Origin of the sequence: Thalassotalea marina, from assembly GCF_014656435.1 — a bacterium.
GTDB classification, from domain to species: Bacteria; Pseudomonadota; Gammaproteobacteria; order Enterobacterales; family Alteromonadaceae; genus Thalassotalea_C; species Thalassotalea_C marina.
The window spans coordinates 658151-674826 of sequence record NZ_BNCK01000002.1; the positions used below are offsets into that span (position 1 = coordinate 658151).

The 16676-nt window shown below is 47.5% G+C and carries 13 protein-coding genes; 2 read left to right on the forward strand and 11 right to left on the reverse strand.

Annotated features, from left to right (window positions below; translation table 11 throughout):
- Positions 1–64 precede the first annotated feature (64 nt).
- Together IE199_RS06255 and IE199_RS06260 are read right to left on the reverse strand one after the other, a co-directional pair.
- Positions 65–1141 (reverse strand): IS91 family transposase, encoded by a 1077-nt coding sequence (locus IE199_RS06255; RefSeq protein WP_077202318.1) that lies wholly within the window; start codon positions 1139–1141, stop codon positions 65–67.
- 3 nt (positions 1142–1144) lie between these two features.
- Positions 1145–1975, reverse strand: a complete 831-nt coding sequence (locus IE199_RS06260) for a tyrosine-type recombinase/integrase (RefSeq protein ID WP_077202319.1) — start codon at positions 1973–1975, stop codon at positions 1145–1147.
- 206 nt (positions 1976–2181) lie between these two features.
- Here IE199_RS06260 and IE199_RS06265 point away from each other — a divergent pair, with 206 nt between their 5' ends.
- On the forward strand, positions 2182–2322 hold the full coding sequence (locus IE199_RS06265; protein ID WP_189768299.1) for a hypothetical protein: 141 nt from the start codon (positions 2182–2184) through the stop codon (positions 2320–2322).
- Between the two features lie 144 nt (positions 2323–2466).
- Here the strand turns inward: IE199_RS06265 and traN are convergent, their stop codons facing one another.
- From traN to IE199_RS06290, 5 genes are read right to left on the reverse strand one after another with little or no spacing between them, the layout of a single operon-like run.
- Complete coding sequence (gene traN, locus IE199_RS06270; protein WP_189768301.1) at positions 2467–6159, reverse strand: conjugal transfer protein TraN; 3693 nt, start codon at positions 6157–6159, stop codon at positions 2467–2469.
- A gap of 2 nt (positions 6160–6161) precedes the next feature.
- Positions 6162–7142, reverse strand: coding sequence for a TraU family protein (locus IE199_RS06275; RefSeq protein WP_008305499.1), 981 nt, complete (start codon positions 7140–7142; stop codon positions 6162–6164).
- Positions 7143–7173: 31 nt separating this feature from the next.
- Positions 7174–8301 (reverse strand): TrbC family F-type conjugative pilus assembly protein, encoded by a 1128-nt coding sequence (locus tag IE199_RS06280; protein ID WP_350438526.1) that lies wholly within the window; start codon positions 8299–8301, stop codon positions 7174–7176.
- A gap of 7 nt (positions 8302–8308) precedes the next feature.
- Positions 8309–8821 (reverse strand): S26 family signal peptidase, encoded by a 513-nt coding sequence (locus IE199_RS06285; protein ID WP_169666767.1) that lies wholly within the window; start codon positions 8819–8821, stop codon positions 8309–8311.
- Positions 8805–9152 (reverse strand): hypothetical protein, encoded by a 348-nt coding sequence (locus IE199_RS06290; protein WP_008305502.1) that lies wholly within the window; start codon positions 9150–9152, stop codon positions 8805–8807. Before IE199_RS06290 ends, IE199_RS06285 begins: the two co-directional genes overlap by 17 nt.
- Before the next feature lie 129 nt (positions 9153–9281).
- Here IE199_RS06290 and IE199_RS06295 point away from each other — a divergent pair, with 129 nt between their 5' ends.
- Positions 9282–10385, forward strand: coding sequence for an RNA-guided endonuclease InsQ/TnpB family protein (locus IE199_RS06295; RefSeq protein ID WP_032479266.1), 1104 nt, complete (start codon positions 9282–9284; stop codon positions 10383–10385).
- Between the two features lie 62 nt (positions 10386–10447).
- On the opposite strand, the gene traC is transcribed toward IE199_RS06295, so the two are convergent.
- From traC to IE199_RS06315, 4 genes are all read right to left on the reverse strand, one after another.
- On the reverse strand, positions 10448–12859 hold the full coding sequence (gene traC, locus IE199_RS06300; protein WP_008844786.1) for a type IV secretion system protein TraC: 2412 nt from the start codon (positions 12857–12859) through the stop codon (positions 10448–10450).
- Positions 12859–13551: a DsbC family protein gene (locus tag IE199_RS06305; RefSeq protein ID WP_008305510.1), complete on the reverse strand. Its 693-nt coding sequence runs from the start codon at positions 13549–13551 to the stop codon at positions 12859–12861. The genes traC and IE199_RS06305 overlap by 1 nt, the downstream gene beginning before the upstream one ends.
- Positions 13552–13695: 144 nt before the next feature.
- Positions 13696–15141 carry a sigma-54-dependent transcriptional regulator gene (locus IE199_RS06310; protein ID WP_086597837.1) on the reverse strand — a complete coding sequence of 482 codons (1446 nt, stop codon included), beginning with the start codon at positions 15139–15141 and terminating at the stop codon, positions 13696–13698.
- A gap of 2 nt (positions 15142–15143) precedes the next feature.
- A complete protein-coding gene (locus IE199_RS06315) occupies positions 15144–16676 on the reverse strand; it encodes a phospholipase D-like domain-containing protein (protein WP_189768303.1) in 1533 nt (510 codons plus the stop codon).

Consider the following 16676-nt stretch of genomic DNA (forward strand, 5'->3'; position numbering starts at 1 on the left):
AGCGCCAGTCTATCAGGCGGCATTCAGTCTAATATTTGCGTAAATGGTTTGACGTCATCATTGTTTAACTTGAATCCAATCCTCTTATCTGTTGCGTTAAGGGGAGCACGATAGCGACGAATATCAATTGCCCTTGATGGCAGTGCGAGCAAACCCAATGCAGTTTGGTTTCCACGTTATCCATGGCGATTTTATCGGTTAAATCACGGCACTGTGCTCGAATGAGGGGGATGCGCTTGTTACGACAAGCATTGGCTAAAAAGCCATAATGGCGAATACGCATAAAGCCTTTAGGCAGGACATGTTGTAAATAGCGCCGAATGAACTCATCCATACTTAAGGTCATGAATTTGGTTTTATTGTTGTCACGATAATCCTTGTAACGAAAGCGCACACGACTGGCGTTATAGTTCACTAATCGTGATTCAGATAAGGCACCTTTGCGGGTATAACGTGCAAGATAGTGCAAGAGTTGATGTGGGTAGACACAGGCTTTGCTGTACACGCACCAAGTGGCGGGTAATGACGGTAGCGCTATGGATTGTGCCTTGAGTGCCGCTATCATTTTACCTCGAAACACAGTGGATAAAGCCTTAACAGGATAGAGATAACCTTTAGTGATAGGTTGCCACTGCGATTGTCGATTGAGGCTACCTGCGGGGATTAAACAATGCACATGAATATGTTGGCTGAGGTTTTGCCCCCAAGTATGCAACACACAAGTCATGCCGAGTTGACCCTGATGACGATGGGCAGCGAATGTCATGAGTGTTTGCCAAAGGCTCTTAAATAAACAGTGATAAAGCACGTTAGGTGCATAGTGTGCGATTAGGTTAAGTTCATGCGGTAAGGTAAACACTAAGTGAAAGTAAGGGCAAGGTAGCAGTGACATCGCTTGTTTGGCAATCCAAGCTTGCGTGGCTTGTCCTTGGCAGCGAGGACAATGCCGGTCTCTGCAACTACAACTAAATTGCTCCTCATGACCACACTGGTCACAACGCCACTGTTGATAACCGAGTTGTCCTGTTCTACACGCCAAGATATGTGCACACACTTGATATTGTTGACGGGTTAATCGGTGCTGTTGTTGGTAATGCGGTAATCCTTGGCTGAGAATATCCGCCAGATGAAGCGGTGGCATGCGTTACTGCAAGTTGGCTAGTAAATCAACGCCCCCATGCCCAAGCTCTGGCAACCAATGCAGATAGCACTCGGTCGTTTTAATGCTGCGATGCCCAAGCTGGTGCTGTAATTGATGCAACGGCATCCCTGCCTCTAATTGATGCGTGGCATAGGCATGGCGTAACTGATGCGCGTTCACTTTATCCTTAAGCCCAAGCTGTGCGGCGATTTTTTTCAGTGCCTTCGTATAGGTGGAGCTACTGAGAGGTTGGGAGGCTAACCAGCGAGAATAGAACAGCCACTCTTTGGGGTGATAGGCTTGCCAGTACACGTGGAGTTGATGCAATACCGTCTCAGGAATCACCACATAACGAGACTGGTTGCCCTTGCCGTGTTCAATAAAGGCCGTTTTACGTTGCCCATCAATCTGTGCCACTTTGAGGTGGGTTAATTCATTTAAGCGTAATCCACAGCCATAACTGAGCATTATCATGGTTTTTAAACGTAAATCTTGGCAATGGTGAATCAGTAAGTGGATATCTTGTCGGCTTAAATATTGGGGTGGCTTATGCCGTTGCTTGGGTAAAGTGATGGCTAATTGCAACGGCCGGTGGAGTATGTGTTTGAATAAGAAGAGGACACTATTAATTTGCACCAATTGGCTCGCTCGGGTTAATCGGCGCACCTCAGGCTCATTAAAATAGTGATTCAATTCCGCATCCGTGACTTGCGCTAAGGATTTACTGAAATAGTTCTCAATGCGCTGTAAGCAACCACAGTAGGTCTCGCGAGTTCGTTGTGAATAGCCCATGAGTTCAATTTCAGTGGCGACTTGTTCAATGAGAGAGTTCATTGTTACCTCCAGATTAATGGGTTAAATCTCAAGGTAAGTGTGGTCGTTGATTGGGATGTTTGCGACTCCGCGCAGCGGCTTAGTTCAACAATTTAATAGTGTGCAAATCGCGCATATTTCTACCACGTAATAGCTCACTTTTCTGGTTCATACGTTTTTATCAAATTAGCTAACCTTTTGCTAGCTATGAAAATATTTGAAAGTTAATGACGTGGTCTAAGGACAAAAATGCGCAAATTGCTCATTTACCTGAATATGGGGGAAGTTTGTTGATTTTGGATATAAAAACGGTATCAGCTGAACATTTTTCACCGTCCGCTGATCGCTCATTTGCGACGCTCGACTAGACTTGTTTTGGGGCAAAAGCGCGTTAGCTGAAATATGTTCGATCTGTGATCACAAAGTACAAAAATGGTTACTTTAAAGCGGAAAAACGCATTAAAGTAACCAATATGGAACATTATTGGCGCAGCTATTTTAGAAGGACGTGCTCAATTATTTCCCGAAATTTCTTCCGTCGCCTCCTGACGCAGTTTCTGAGCATCCATTCCGTTTAGCCGGTCAATGGCTCTGTCTGCGGCACTTTGACGGTTTCCATCAACGTTTAGCGTACTTCCTGAGCCTGTGAGTCGTTCCAGATCCAGTGACGGTACTTCGGGTAGGTTGCCTGTTATCGATAAGATACCTATCCACTCATCCAGATTGACTTGGCTCCAATCTACCTGGTTTAACTGACTCGCGGTCAAACCTTCACAGTTTGGTGACTTGGCACTGCCCCAACCAAGGCCCAATTGAGGACGTACTTGTTCTTGAATGATCCGTGAAAGTGGCGAAGTAAAGCAGCAATATGACTGCCGTTTTTCAACACAGGCACCTAAGAACTTAGACTTGCAGTAAGAACCTACATAGTGGCAACTCTTCAATACCCGCTTGGCGTTCATCTCAAACTCACTCTGCTCACATTTCCAGATAAGCTGAATGAGGATCATGGTGACTGAATAAATCATGTAGGCCGTCATAACCGTACTCAGAACCGCGCCCGCAGCGCCCCCTAGGGCAAAGTTACCACCCGAAACGACACCATCGGCTCCAACCGCGCCACCAACGTTGCTAAACAGTGCCGATTGCGCCCCCGAACCAAAGGTCGTACCTACCCATTCAGCCGTCTTGTTAGTCAACACCTGCATAAAGCCAGTCGCAGCTTGCTCCGCTCCCGCGCCAGCAGCCGTTGATGGACCAGCCCCCATGAGAGAGTCCCATGCAGACACAAAAGGCTCTTTAACCGCACTCCAGGTACTCGTTATTGGTTCCCTAAGCGTATTCCACGAACCATAGATTGCCGAAGACGGATTCATGGCCATGACTGCCGTATCAAGCTTGTTGACCGCCACTATCATCGTGATGTAGTCCGATAGCGACACGCCACTTGGCTTTTCACAGCAATCCACTATGCCGCCAACGGCTTTTTTGCACTGGCCAGCATTACCTTTAAAGACCGTACACTCGACGTTATCTTGGCCATCAGCTCCCGTGCATGACATATCATTGGTCATAAACTGCGCCGCATTAAGCATCGCAGCGGCCTCTGCAAAGTTAGCCTGCTTGATTGACTCTGGCTCTAAACAATCTGTGCCCATGCAGCGAACTGGCCCCTCACAGTTGTATTGAGTTTCCATTCGTGCATTTTGCACTTCGACGCTTTGTCCGCAGTCATACACCAAACTTTGGATATAACAGAAGTCTTCATGACCAGCCCCGCCTTCAGTGCATTCGGTTCTGACATACTGGCATGCCGGATTTTGCTCTAGCGCGGCGCACGTATTGGTGGTCGTGTTTTGTCCGTTATTAACGATGGTTTGTGTATTACCATTGGCATCTACCCAGCTGTCTGAGCTGCCCATGTTGAACTCTGGATGAGCAGTCGAAGCATTGTAGGTCGCTTTTGCCCTCCAACATGAGAGCCCGAGTCCATCAGAACTGCCACGACTGGTTAAATGAGCAGGAGACGAAACAACCGCCGGATAAAGGCTTCCAAGATTGGCCAACTCGCCACTACCAACCGTTAACCCGTCGATTCGTTTTGTGCCCGTATCCAAACACTGCCACTGCACGGCAGTAAACTGATCCGTTTGCATCAAGCATTGGTCTATGCCCGGATCACTTGATTGATGAACAACGTCCTGTTCTAAGTACTTGCCAGAGAAGGTCAATGAAGCGCTCAGTTTCGCAGGAGCCGAACACTTCTGAACTTCTCGGCTGCAAGTATCGAAATCGACTTTGTTCCAGCCGGATTCACATCTGGAACGAGTAACTTCCTGAGGTTCATGCCACGAAATAATCGACCCATTGGCGACTTTACACAATGAACCAACCAAGGTTCCTTTTGGACACGTCATTTCAGGGTATTTAATGGACGGTTTCGTCTCAGTCACCGTTTCCTTATTGCCCGTCAGTGAGAGTGTCGTTTTCCAACCATTTGCCTTGGATGGCGACTCGGTAATTTTTATCTCAGTATTTTGATTATCAAAAATTCTCAGTATCGCGTTCCCAGTTTGCATAGTACTGCTGTGCTGTGGAACAAAGCTGAGCGTTTCAGAGCTAAAGCAACCACGCTCAATAGACCAGCTTTGTTGATGAGTTTCAGCGGATACACGTCGTTCTAACTGACACTCAGTAAGCGTGCTGATCTTCTCGCACACCTGGTAATCCGGTACATGCTTGGTTTCAGTAAATGGCGTAATCGTCTGAGTAGGCTCACAGGCCTCAAAACTACTTGGCATAAGGTTAGATACCACACACTTTGGATCGCTGGTTTGCAATCCACAGTCATAGGTATCGGTAAAACGAATGCATTCACCTTTATCATTGGTCTCGGCACATTCTGACGACATGAATCCACAGGAAGGATTCGCTTCAAGCACTTGGCAGGCCTGATTTTCAATCCCCTTATAGCTTTCATCATCCACACTGACTTGTACACGCCGACACAAAGGCGATATGCCAGCCACAGGGCTAGGGGCAAAGTAGGATTCACAAACTGAAACACCATTGACCACCGTACATCCGTTGGTTGAAGAAGGCTGATCCGTGCATTGAATGCTGTAGTCTGAAAACTTCGTCGGGATATCCGCTGCTTGTTCGATACAGGATTGTGGCGACCAACTATCATTCATCACTACCTTGGTTGGATCAAAGCGCACCTTGATGCGTGCATACCCCTCACCACTACCCGTAACCGATACGCGAATTTTTACCGGCACTTCTAAACCGGGTTCTACCGCTTTTAGCCTGGCAGTGAGATCGGTATTTGGATTGCGCTCCCAACTGGTACTGAGCTCGCAGCGACCTGACGTTTCTGGTGGAAAGTTATTGTTCGGCCCAGACCAGACTTTCTGATCGCCAAGCCAAACTTGCATGTAGTCATCCCATTTAGCGTACTCAAGAACGGCTGAGGTAATCGCATCGGGGTTCACGACTTTGAGTGTGATGGCCTGTTCAAACACTTTACAACGGCCACTCCAGTAGTTGTCGCCAATTCGTCCAATCCAAACTTCAAGACACCCCTCACCACAAGAGCGAAGGTTCATCGGTCCAGAAACATGCTCAATAATGCCTGCCGTGTAATCGTGAGTAATAGTGCAGCTGTTAACCGCTGTATTGAGCCTGTCACATTGCTGGTAATTTGGGCTGCCTTCACCTTGAGACTCACAGCCGGGGAAGCTTTGGGTTAATAGATTGGGGTCAGTTTGAACCGCATCAGTTAATGCCCAAAGCGGATCATTGACCATATCTGGCCGAGACCTGTCTTTGATTTGCTGTAGCGAACGAAATGCTTCACCCGTAGCGCCACTTTCGGATGCCATGCTCTCTTGGCGCTGTGTCCCCAATTGATTCATGCTGGCATCAGAGCCATAAACGCCCGTTAAGACATCCAATGAGCCCTGATCCATACCAGGGAAAAGCTCTTGCAAGTTAATGGACTCATTACCACTGCCATTCGGCACCGACAATGTATTGCCATTGAGTGCGGGCATCGTCCAGTTTTGCAGCAATTGCTTACCTTCTTGTTGTCCGCTTAGGCCGGATTGGCGCTGCACATCAGCGGCCACACCATGTAAGGGCAGGCACGCCATAGTGATTGATAAAATACCCGCTAAAACTCGGGTAAAAAGTGTTGGTTTCATGGTTAACCTCCCGAGTTACAGCAGTCTTGCCAGCGCCACAAAATGTAGAGCGCATCTTCACCGGCACCGGGGATCGTTCGCCACTCTCCCCATTTCATGGTGCTTTCACCGATGACATGCGCACTTTCAGTTTCCGGTACAGGGAAGAACATACTCATCTTGTATTGGGATTTCGGCAGCATGGGTTCGATAACAGGTCGGCATAGCGCACTGTTCCCCATTGTTCGCCTAGCAAGACCACGCCTGTGTTGAGCCGCGATTGCACGCGCCGCTAAATGGCTGGTGTTTTCTGCTAATGAGCCAAAGGCTAAGGTGTGGCCAGATAACGGGTAGAGATGGCCCCAACTGCCAGCACACCAAAACAACTGATCGATGGGTTTACCAAGCGTTGATGAAGCAGCGTCAGCGGTACAAGCCGAAATAGCCAATGGATTAGCAACAGCAGCCGCTTCAGGCTGAGTAAAAAAGGCCAGTTCATCGTTAAGCCATGTTGGGTCCAATTCCGACAAATACATCAAGTCAAAGTCCATGTAACCATCGGCATTGCAATTGCCATCCATGAACAAATCAAGCATGACCAAAAGCGGAAAGGCGTAATAATGGTAATGGTAGAACGCAAGATCGCCGGTATCGTATTCACCTTCACCATGACCACCTTGCAATCGCCTATCACCTAACGGTAAGCGAATCCCTCCCAGTGAAGGCGAACAACCTGGCGTTCTGACCAGTTCAATCAAACGCGCTGGCTCCCACATACTGGTAACAATACCTGGCCTTGGCACGCCTAAGTTGTCTTCACATAAGCAAAATGACTTATTTGATGCGCCGCTTGGGACATTGCCAGAGCCAAGAGGAAGACCGGCAACCCGGATAGGAAAAATGCATGACCAGCAAACATCCGTCAGCAACTTGCCGGACAATAACCCCGCGTCTGGGCAAGTCAATTCGGCTTTTGCAGGAATAGAGGCGCTTAGGACAAACATGACAACGAGAGTCCGCATCAGACGATACGTATTATTGAGCTTTTTCATGAACAAGCTCCTTTGCTGGAATTTCTTCTATTTCAAACGCGAGCCCCTTTGCTTGAACAAACGATGGGGTGACTTGCAGATCAAAGCGCTGCTTTAGCGAGGCATTGAGAAGGTAAACCGGACTATCCAATGTCTTTTCGAGCGCATTGAGGCGATTCCAGCCTTGGGCACGGTCGAGCTGCGTGGTGATAAGCGTAATGCGGCGCAGCGTCCTATCTTGCGTCTCAAGCCAATGCGCTACTGCGTCCACTTCTTCAGCGTTCGACGCATTAAACACCACGAGCTGCTGAGTAAATGGCAAGGCTTTGAGCGGGTTAATACGCGTTCCTGCTGGGATCAATGTTCGGCCATTGGCATCCAATAGTGGCCGCTGCATGACGATGGTTGGATCAACCGTTCTTATCCGATACTGCGTGGCTTTGGGTAAGTCAGTGAATGTTTGGCGAGACCAGAAACGCTCAATGGCTTTTTTCTTTAATGCGCCCAGGTCAATCGACTGTAATCGCTGCATCGCCACTTGCATCAAATCCGGTTCTAAAATCGAATGAATCGGACCGCGTTGACCCAATGAACCGGTATTGCCGGTTTCAATTTGGCGTTGCAACCAGTCCTTGCTGTAAACCCCTAGTGCACTTGCAGTCACCTTGTCATCGTCTATGCGAAAAATGGCAGGCACGCTAGTCACCCGCCAGTGCACAAAGGCTTTCGGATCGATTCGAACCTGAGGAACAGGATCAAGCCCCGTCATCAGGGTATGCCAATCACGGATAGCTGCCCCCAAGGTCTTTCCTTCAGGAATTCCCCGAAACAACACAATAGCGCCGGTAGCACTGGCCTCTTTGAAAAGCTGCTTCAGTGACGAATCTCCCAGTGAGGACGACGCAAATATCAACCATTCATCGCTGTGTTTGAGCGACGCAGGTTGTTCAACCGGTGCAAAAGGCTCTATAAATTCAGATGCACCATCCACAGCACTTTGTAAAATGCTGCGGCTCATTTCGACGATCTTTTTGTCCTCGTCAGACAACGGATAAGGCTCTTGTGCCCAGGACACTTGCACCCAAGCCAATGGAGCAACCAACAAAAATAAGAGGCATAGTCTTCTCATCATCCACCTCCTACCAAAGCGGCCAAGCGCGACCGACAATCTGCTCGCGCTTAACGGCATTCCAATAACGGGAGTCGAAACTCGTTGCGGCCTCACCGGAAAACCAATACTCGTTTTCTTGCAGCGTCAATGAGCGGCTAAATTCTGTTTCAGCCACACCAAGACGCTGGGCTAATGCCATGCCGGTAGAGACTTCAGCACCATTCACCAGCACATGCTCAGGCGTCACCTTGACTTCATCCCCTGGCATCCCTGTTAGGCGTTTCAGCATCCGAGTACCGTCGTTATATAACGGAGCGAGTCCTTTTGAGTGGAAGGCATACAGACCATCCTTAACGGGCTCTTTATTCCATAAGTCAATCAGATATACCGTGGTATCAGGAAGGCAGCGCTCTTGCTGGGTATCAATACCTATTCGGTAGCGCATCATGGCATAGGTGCCTACCAAGGCCATGATTAACGCAAGAATGGTCAGCCGGATGAGATATGGCCGCCAAGGCATTCTTTTACGGAGTATCTGCATGAGACACCTCCTTTGAGCCTACTGGCACGAAAACAGAATCATCAGCGCCAACCACCGCTTGGGCATCCAGCACGATAAAACCGGCTGCTTTTAACTTTTCAATTTGCTGATTGGTCTGAAGCAACCTGGATTCGATGTCTTGTTCGCTGGCATTAGGACCCAGTGACAACACCGCATCCCCAAAATCCACGACTGCAATGGGCGTACTTAACGCCAACTGGCTGTGGATGGGTTCGAGTGTTTTCATTAAAAGCCAGCTGGTCATTAAACCGCTACCAGCAATAGACAAAGTAATAGAGGCCATAAATGGCCAAAGCGTGGTCTTATTCATCTAAATCCCGCGAGAAACCCCGTCCTTCTAGGGCGAGGAGGGATAGCGGTTGCTCCGAAGGAGCAAAAACTACCCGATTGGTTAATGTTAATATTTACTTTCACAAAAACAACTGTATTCTTGTGAACTATGAAAGAGATCGCTATTAAACAACGCTTTTACCCAACGACTGAACAGGCTCAATTGCTTGCGCAGACTTTCGGCTGTGTGCGTTTCGTTTATAACGCGATCCTTAAATGGCGTACCGACGCTTTCTACAACGAAAGCAAAAAGGTTAACTACAACACGGCAAGCTCTAAGCTGACCGAACTCAAGAAGCAAACTGAGTTTGAATGGCTTAACAGCGTGTCGTGTGTACCGCTCCAACAATCTTTGCGCCATCAACAAACTGCGTTTAAGAACTTCTTTGAAGGAAGGGCGAAGTATCCAGCCTTTAAGAAGAAGCGCAGCAAGCAAAGCGCAGAATTCACGAAGTCGGCGTTTAAGTTCAAAGATGGCAATATCTACATTGCCAAGTCCAAACAGCCGCTTGATATTCGCTGGTCGCGTGAACTTCCTAGCGAACCAACTACCGTCACTATCTCGAAAGACAGTGCAGGCCGCTACTTCGTGTCTATGCTTTGCCGCTTCGAGCCTAAACCACTGCCTGTTACCAAAAAGACAACGGGTATTGATTTGGGTTTGACCGACCTTGTGATTACCGCTGACGGGTTTAAATCTGGCAATCCCCGCCATACTGCAAAGTACGAGAAGAAATTGGCTCAGGCGCAACGCCGCCTTTCCAAGAAGAAGAAAGGAACTGCCAACTTCCACAAAGCCAGAATCAAAGTTGCTCGCATTCAGGCGAAGATTGCCGACTGCCGCCGCGACTTTACCCACAAACTCACCACTACGTTGATAAACGAAAACCAAGTGATTAGCTGTGAGAGTTTGAGCGTTAAAAACATGGTCAAGAATCCGCGACTTGCTAAGGCCATTGGTGACGCCAATTGGGGCGAAATGGTTAGGCAGCTTGAGTACAAAGCAGAATGGCGCGGCAGAACACTTGTCCAGATTGACAAGTGGTATCCGTCTAGTAAGCGTTGTAATTGCTGTGGTCACGTAGTTGATTCTCTACCGTTACATATAAGGCATTGGACTTGTCCAGCGTGTGAAGCGCGCTTAGACCGTGATACCAATGCCGCTATTAATATCAAAGCCGCTGGGCAAGCGGTGTTAGCTTGTGGAGCGTAAGTAAGTCCCGATTGTTCTAATGAACTTCGGGCATAACGCCTTGAAACAAGAATCCCCTTCCTTTAGGGAGGGGAGCAGTCAAAGCCTCGCTCCTTCAACAACTGAGAGATGGCATCAGCAACAGAAAGGCCTTTGCGCGTTAACTGTTTAATCGCGTTTACATCTTCTGCACGGGACGAGTACAACAGCTTGTGAAACGGATCGACGATAAGGCGGCCAATCCCGGTGCCCATCTCGGTAATAAAGAAAATCTCGGAATAGACACCCGTGACGGTATGAACCGTTTTCAGGTATTCGTAGCCGCCTTCACCTAATGGCAAACGGCCTTCTTTTTTGAGCGCGTTGATGGTTTCGGCTTTTTGGCCAAGCAGGTACATATTGGCCGAGTTTTCAGCGATGGCTTTACCTGTAGGGCTGTCGTATAAATCGTTGACCGACTGCGTTACTGTTACAGCACTGCCGCCATATTTTCGAAATCGACGGTAACCCGTCTCGATAAACTTACCGACATCACCTTGAGTCAGCAGATCCCAGGCTTCGTCAATGAACACAATCTTGCGACGATCCCGCTCACCTAAGTACATCTCCTGTTGGATTTGGTAGATAAGCTGAAGCAACACCACTTGTTGCAGATGCTTACGCCCCTTGAGCTCTTCTAACTCCAGAACGGTGAATCGGTTTTTGAAGCGAATATTGTTGTGACCATTAAAGAAGCGGCCATATTCGCCCTGTGTCGTAAACGGATAGAGCTGCTCACCCACGTCCTGCACACGTCGGTCTTCATGATTTTTTAAAGCCTCTGCCACATCATCAACCAACATGGCACGACCTTTTTTCTCCCACAGTTCACGGGTCTGACGTTTTAGGTTGGCCATCTGAAAATCGGTTAATGACTGCGTAGGTGCGGCCATTGCGGCCAATAACCCAACCAGTACATCCGCTTCTTCGTCATAGTCCTCAACGATTTCAAACGGGTTTAAGCAAATGCCACTGTCCCGCCCGAACTGTAAGAACTCACCATCATAGACTTCACACAGCTTTTCATAAGAGCGGCCAACATCAATTACCCAGCATTGCCCGCCTTCAGATAAGTAGGAGGAGATGATTTCGTTCACCAGGAATGACTTGCCCGATCCCGATTGCGCCGCGATGCAACAGTTGTAATTACTGCCCGAGTCATAAAGGGACACACTCATGATCTGGCCATTGCGGGAAACAAAGTTAATCACTGGCGTGCCCGTGCCTTTCCAATCTGCAAACAAAGGCAACAGTGGGATCACATGTCGTGTCGCCATGGTCTTAAATCGAAACAAGTCGTTCATCGCCTGGCGGTCGGCACCAAATGGCAAGGCATTCAGGAAAATGGGCAAACAGAAGTACTTGTCTTCCATCAGCTCAAACCCGAGTTCTTTGAAATAAGTTCGAGCATTTGAAACAGAGCTGATGGACGCCTCTTCCGTCGGGGAAAACAGCGTTAAGGTCATATTTGCCCGAATAGGACGATCACCTTCTTGCAAGGCTTCAAAAAGAACATCAAACCCCTTTTTCTTGGCTGCCAGCACCGGCACAAACTTGAGCATCGGGCCATAAGCCTGATTGACCGCCCATTGACGCTTCGTCTCTAAACGAGATCGCATCGCCTCGGCTGAAGGAAAGTGAATGGTGACATTTAGCAAAAAGCTGCCGCGTAAGCCGCGACTGCCCGTCATCATATCGCCCGCAAAACTTGCGGCATGACCAAACCAGATCCGCTCAGGCAAGCGCTTAAACGATAAGGTTTTAACTCGGTAATCACCCAGCATCAGACCTTGGCTATCCACCTTGATAGCTCGGTCATAATCCAACACTTGCTCTCGAAGTGGTTTATCTGCCTCACTGCGGATTGGAGATGGATTACGCCAAGAAGCATCTTTTCCCCAGTTAAGTTGCGCACTTAATGCCGCGAGCCAATTTCGGTCAGTCATCTCAGTGACGCGAAAACCAACCGTTGCCAACGCCTGAGAGAAAGAAGCTCGAAGCGCGGATGCTCGACTCAACTCACGCTCCGTCGGTATAGGACTTTCCAAAGGCAATTTGCAGGTGACGATCAGTTGAAAGTTGCGTACCTGAGTCTGGGTCGATTCTTCTATCGATTGAACCGTGCCCCCATCGAGGAAATCCGCACGTTTGCGTATCGACGCCCTAAGCAATGGATCGGATTGACGATGCCGTAAGCCCATCATGCGCTGAAGGTCGGTTTGAATATCAGGCGAGGCGTACAGGCCAAATTGCAGCAAAGTGTCTTTTGGCCAGTCGTTGTTGAGTAGAACATTAACCCTGTCTGCAACAGACTCATCACCACCAGGCAATGGGTCACATAGAAAACCAAAGCCAACACTCTGGTCTTCCATGAAAAACAGTTGCTCATCGTCGGAATAGGCCAATACTGGCAAGAGCTCTGAAGCGCGTTGCCCTGAATACAGAGAGGCTTTCATTAACGCCCCTCCAACCAAGCAGAAAGATCATAAGGACGGCCTCGGCTGATGCGACCATCATTGGCGACGATGAAAGGCACACCTTGAATGCCCAGGATTTGAGCCGTCACCAAGGTACGCTGCATTGGTTCTAAGTTGCAGGCATCATCCTGTTCTAGGTTACCAATCCGGCCATTCAGCAATGCATCGGTGGCCGCTTTTTTGTCACGCGCACAGCCAAGCTGGCGAACCTGACGCTCTGAATCAGGACCAAGCACTGGCACAGGGAGTATTTGGAAGGTGTATTCTTTGGTTAACGGTAAAGCTTGTTTCAAAAGCTCATGGCAGTGCGGGCATCGTGGGTCAACAAAGACCACCACTTTCTTTTTGCCTTCACCCAGCGTCAGTGGATTCAAATCATCCATTTTTAGGCCAAGACGACCTAAGTCCAGCGTGTTCCCCGCTTCACGAATTTCTTCAAGGCTGGTAAGCGGCTTTTTGGACCAGGCATCATAGAGCGTGCCATCAATGACGAACCGGCCACTGTCTGACATGAAAACAATACGGCCATTGCTTTCGACCGCTTTCATACCCGTGACAGGTAAAGAAACCATGCCGTCAATTTTGCCAACGGGCGACACTTCAGACACAGGTTCAGCTTGAACCAAAGGAGACAGCGCAAGCGCCAGAATAATTGGAGATAGTTTTCGCATGAGGAGTCCTCGTTAATGTAAATCGAGGCTCCAGTCTATGCAGTTGTCCTATGTGGACTCGGTTAGATAGATTGAAGAATTTGTCGTCTTGCTAAGCAGCACCAACACCAAATCTTAATGAAAACAATCACACACTAAAATAACTCAATTGTCTCTCATATACTTTTGCAAAGTTTTTTGATCCACCTTTAATGCTTCCGCGGCTTTAACCCATGTACCGAATTGCTTTTTGGCAGCTGTTGCAAATTCCTTATGAAACGCTTTCGTTAACTCATCCTTAGTTGTCTTGGATAAATCACCAAATGCAAACCTTGTGTCAGGACTATCCTCCTGGATAACAGGCTCGCCCAACGCAGCTAATGAGCTAGAGATTGCCGACTCTGTAGTTTGAGAGCTCAAAAACGCACAAGACATGTATGCCAGCTTTTTTAGGTCACGTAAGTTACCTGGTAAATATGCCGAGTTAAAAAACTGGATTAATTCATTTGACACCGGAGCTTCCGCAGGCAGATTGGGGTTAACATTAACTTCCTGCCAGATTCTTTGCCAATCCGACAGAATATCTTCTCTGCATGCACGAAGTGGAGGTATTGTTATTGTGAGCATGGATACACGATCAAAGAAATCAGCATCGAGTATCGTTGCCAATTGCTCAAGCGATTTATTACTCGCACAAACTAGCTCGAAGTCTGATGTTTCCTCAGTGTCACTTCCAACAGGACGAAAACTGTGATGGTTATCTTGAAGCACTCGAACCAGCTTTCGCTGAACAGAAGTTGGTAAATCTTGTATCTCATCCAAAAACAAAACTTTTCCATTTGCTTCTTTCAAAAGTCCATTGCGATCCTTCTCCGCCCCAGTGAAGGCACCTTTTACGTGGCCAAACAACATACTATCAACCACTTGAGAATCTAGTCCTCCACATGCAAGCGTAACAACCTGCTTTTGCTTTACCTTACCGACAACGGTTTCAATTAGCCTCGTTTTCCCTGTACCACGTTCACCCAGTACAAGTAACGGAGCTTTGGGAACACAAGAAAACTGCTTTAACGTTTGTAATGCATCCTGCCTTGCTTTTGATTTAGGGTCTAAATCGTAAAGGGCGTAACCGCCCTCTGAACTTGAAATAGCAGAGATCTCTGCCAAATACGTATTTACACTGAAATCAACTTTGGCAATGCTGGTTCTTTTGGTATCGGGGTTATATTGTGACGACCAGAGGATTGTTTCGCGTGGAAAATGCCCCCGAGCATGAAGAATCAACCAAACCGCATGCATCGCCGGAGTTCCCGGCGATACATTGATATGAAGATTCTGTTCAAGCTTTAGCTCTGGAATAATCTCAGACTCTATTGCGTGATAAATTTCGTTGTGATCAGCTGGGTTCTCGATAGCTACAGTTCGAAAGGTAATCTGTATATCGCCAAATTCATGCTCTTTGTACAGACTGTTATCCCCAGCTGACTGAGTAAGAACAATTACTTTGCCAACATAAACTTTACGATTCTTAAGCCGCTTTAACGCTTCGTCTAATACCTCAACCCCAGCTCTTTTTGAGTGCCAACAAAGCAGTGTATTTTTGTTATCCAAAGTTACGCCTCCAATACAATTCGGGCGTTTGGCAATTCACTTTGCTTCAGCCTTTTTGCCATGGCAAGTTCGTATTCTTGACGAACTGTAATAGCTAACTGTTTTTTTGTCAGTCGAACAACCTTTGGCTCATAACTCTCTCTAGGCGATCCTGAATCCTGCTTCTTAGAAGTTTCATCCTTAGCCGTTAAAGGTTTGAAATACTCTGGACTGGCGTTAGTGATAACTGGCGGCTGTATACGCCATTTATACTCAATCTTGTGCGATGTTTTTTCCCGCCAGTTTGCATTGGGTATTTTTGGGTGCTTATCCATATCAGACAAACAATCTGCTTTTATAGGTGATAACTCAACAATGTCTACTTCGCTGACTGAGTACCTCTTGAATGAATTATTTTCCCAAGCTTCAAAACCACCAGAAATCATCCCTAGACTCATGTCGATGCTCAATTCATTGTGGCTATTAGTTAAAAACATATCTAAGCAGTTCATCAGCTCTTTTACCTGAGTACCGGTGAGTTTTACGCCTAACTCAAAGCCTTGATCCATACCATGCGCTTGAAAATTGGCCGACATCACCATGCCATGCATTCCATCTACTACAATCGCTTTGGCATGTAGCCATTTAAAACACATCACCGATGCACCAGCCTGTTTCATAGCCAACAACGCTGGCATGGCTGCGGGTCTTTGGCGAGATAGAATGGTGACTTTTAGCCCCGACTTCGCACGTTCACATATTGCTTTTACAAGCTGATGGTCCTCTTGCCATCCAAAACTCGATATGATGAGTTCATTTTCCGCTTGATTGATCAACGCTAATGCGTGTTCCCTAATTCGAGCGTCTTCACTCGATGTGACCAGTATTTCAGTTAATTCCCTTGGATATCTGACATTGCCCGGCGACTTATATGCTGAGAATTCACCACAGCTTGTCATATGGTGCTGCGCACTCTCGAAGATTGCCCAACGGAACACATTCACGATCTCAGCTATTTGATGGCGTGAAAGCGCGACCCCCAGCTCCTCATTTCGTAAAAGTGCTTCTTCTGTAAGGTTTGCCGTTAAAAGCAACCCTTTAGCATTACCAGTTTCATGTAATGCGTCTATAACAACGGCTTTTGCGTGGAAATGCGGCGCAGATGCAAAGTGAACATGTCCAGACAATTTGTTTAACATTTCCTTATGCTGCACAAGACACTTCTTACCAAAGTCATCGTCAGGCACATCGCCATCAAGACGAGTCTCACATGCCAATAGTATGTACACACGAACTTTGCGCTTTGCTGCTTTTAGGACAGCAGATTCGACATTCTCATCAGCAAGTAAAAACGTACTAAGAATAACCGAGTGCTCAGCATTATCGATTAATTCGACAACTCTTGATTGCAGCTCATTGCAGAACAAAGAGCTATTTATAGGTTGCGGATCAGATACCTGTTTAGGTAAAACAGGCAAAAGCACAGGGGGCAACTTGGTATTTGATTGATCAACAATCTTAGTTTCAGTCTTAGTAAACTTTTCAATTAAATTCAT

Bases quoted from the DNA above. Each gene is read 5' to 3' on its own strand.
- IE199_RS06295 (WP_032479266.1), top strand. From the start codon at position 9,282: ATGAAAGAGATCGCTATTAAACAACGCTTTTACCCAACGACTGAACAG.
- IE199_RS06315 (WP_189768303.1), bottom strand. From the start codon at position 16,676: ATGAATTTAATTGAAAAGTTTACTAAGACTGAAACTAAGATTGTTGAT.
- IE199_RS06275 (WP_008305499.1), bottom strand. From the start codon at position 7,142: ATGTTTGTCCTAAGCGCCTCTATTCCTGCAAAAGCCGAATTGACTTGC.
- IE199_RS06305 (WP_008305510.1), bottom strand. From the start codon at position 13,551: ATGCGAAAACTATCTCCAATTATTCTGGCGCTTGCGCTGTCTCCTTTG.
- IE199_RS06285 (WP_169666767.1), bottom strand. From the start codon at position 8,821: ATGCAGATACTCCGTAAAAGAATGCCTTGGCGGCCATATCTCATCCGG.
- IE199_RS06260 (WP_077202319.1), bottom strand. From the start codon at position 1,975: ATGAACTCTCTCATTGAACAAGTCGCCACTGAAATTGAACTCATGGGC.
- traN (WP_189768301.1), bottom strand. From the start codon at position 6,159: ATGAAACCAACACTTTTTACCCGAGTTTTAGCGGGTATTTTATCAATC.
- IE199_RS06280 (WP_350438526.1), bottom strand. From the start codon at position 8,301: ATGATGAGAAGACTATGCCTCTTATTTTTGTTGGTTGCTCCATTGGCT.
- traC (WP_008844786.1), bottom strand. From the start codon at position 12,859: ATGAAAGCCTCTCTGTATTCAGGGCAACGCGCTTCAGAGCTCTTGCCA.
- IE199_RS06255 (WP_077202318.1), bottom strand. From the start codon at position 1,141: ATGCCACCGCTTCATCTGGCGGATATTCTCAGCCAAGGATTACCGCAT.
- IE199_RS06290 (WP_008305502.1), bottom strand. From the start codon at position 9,152: ATGAATAAGACCACGCTTTGGCCATTTATGGCCTCTATTACTTTGTCT.
- IE199_RS06265 (WP_189768299.1), top strand. From the start codon at position 2,182: ATGACGTGGTCTAAGGACAAAAATGCGCAAATTGCTCATTTACCTGAA.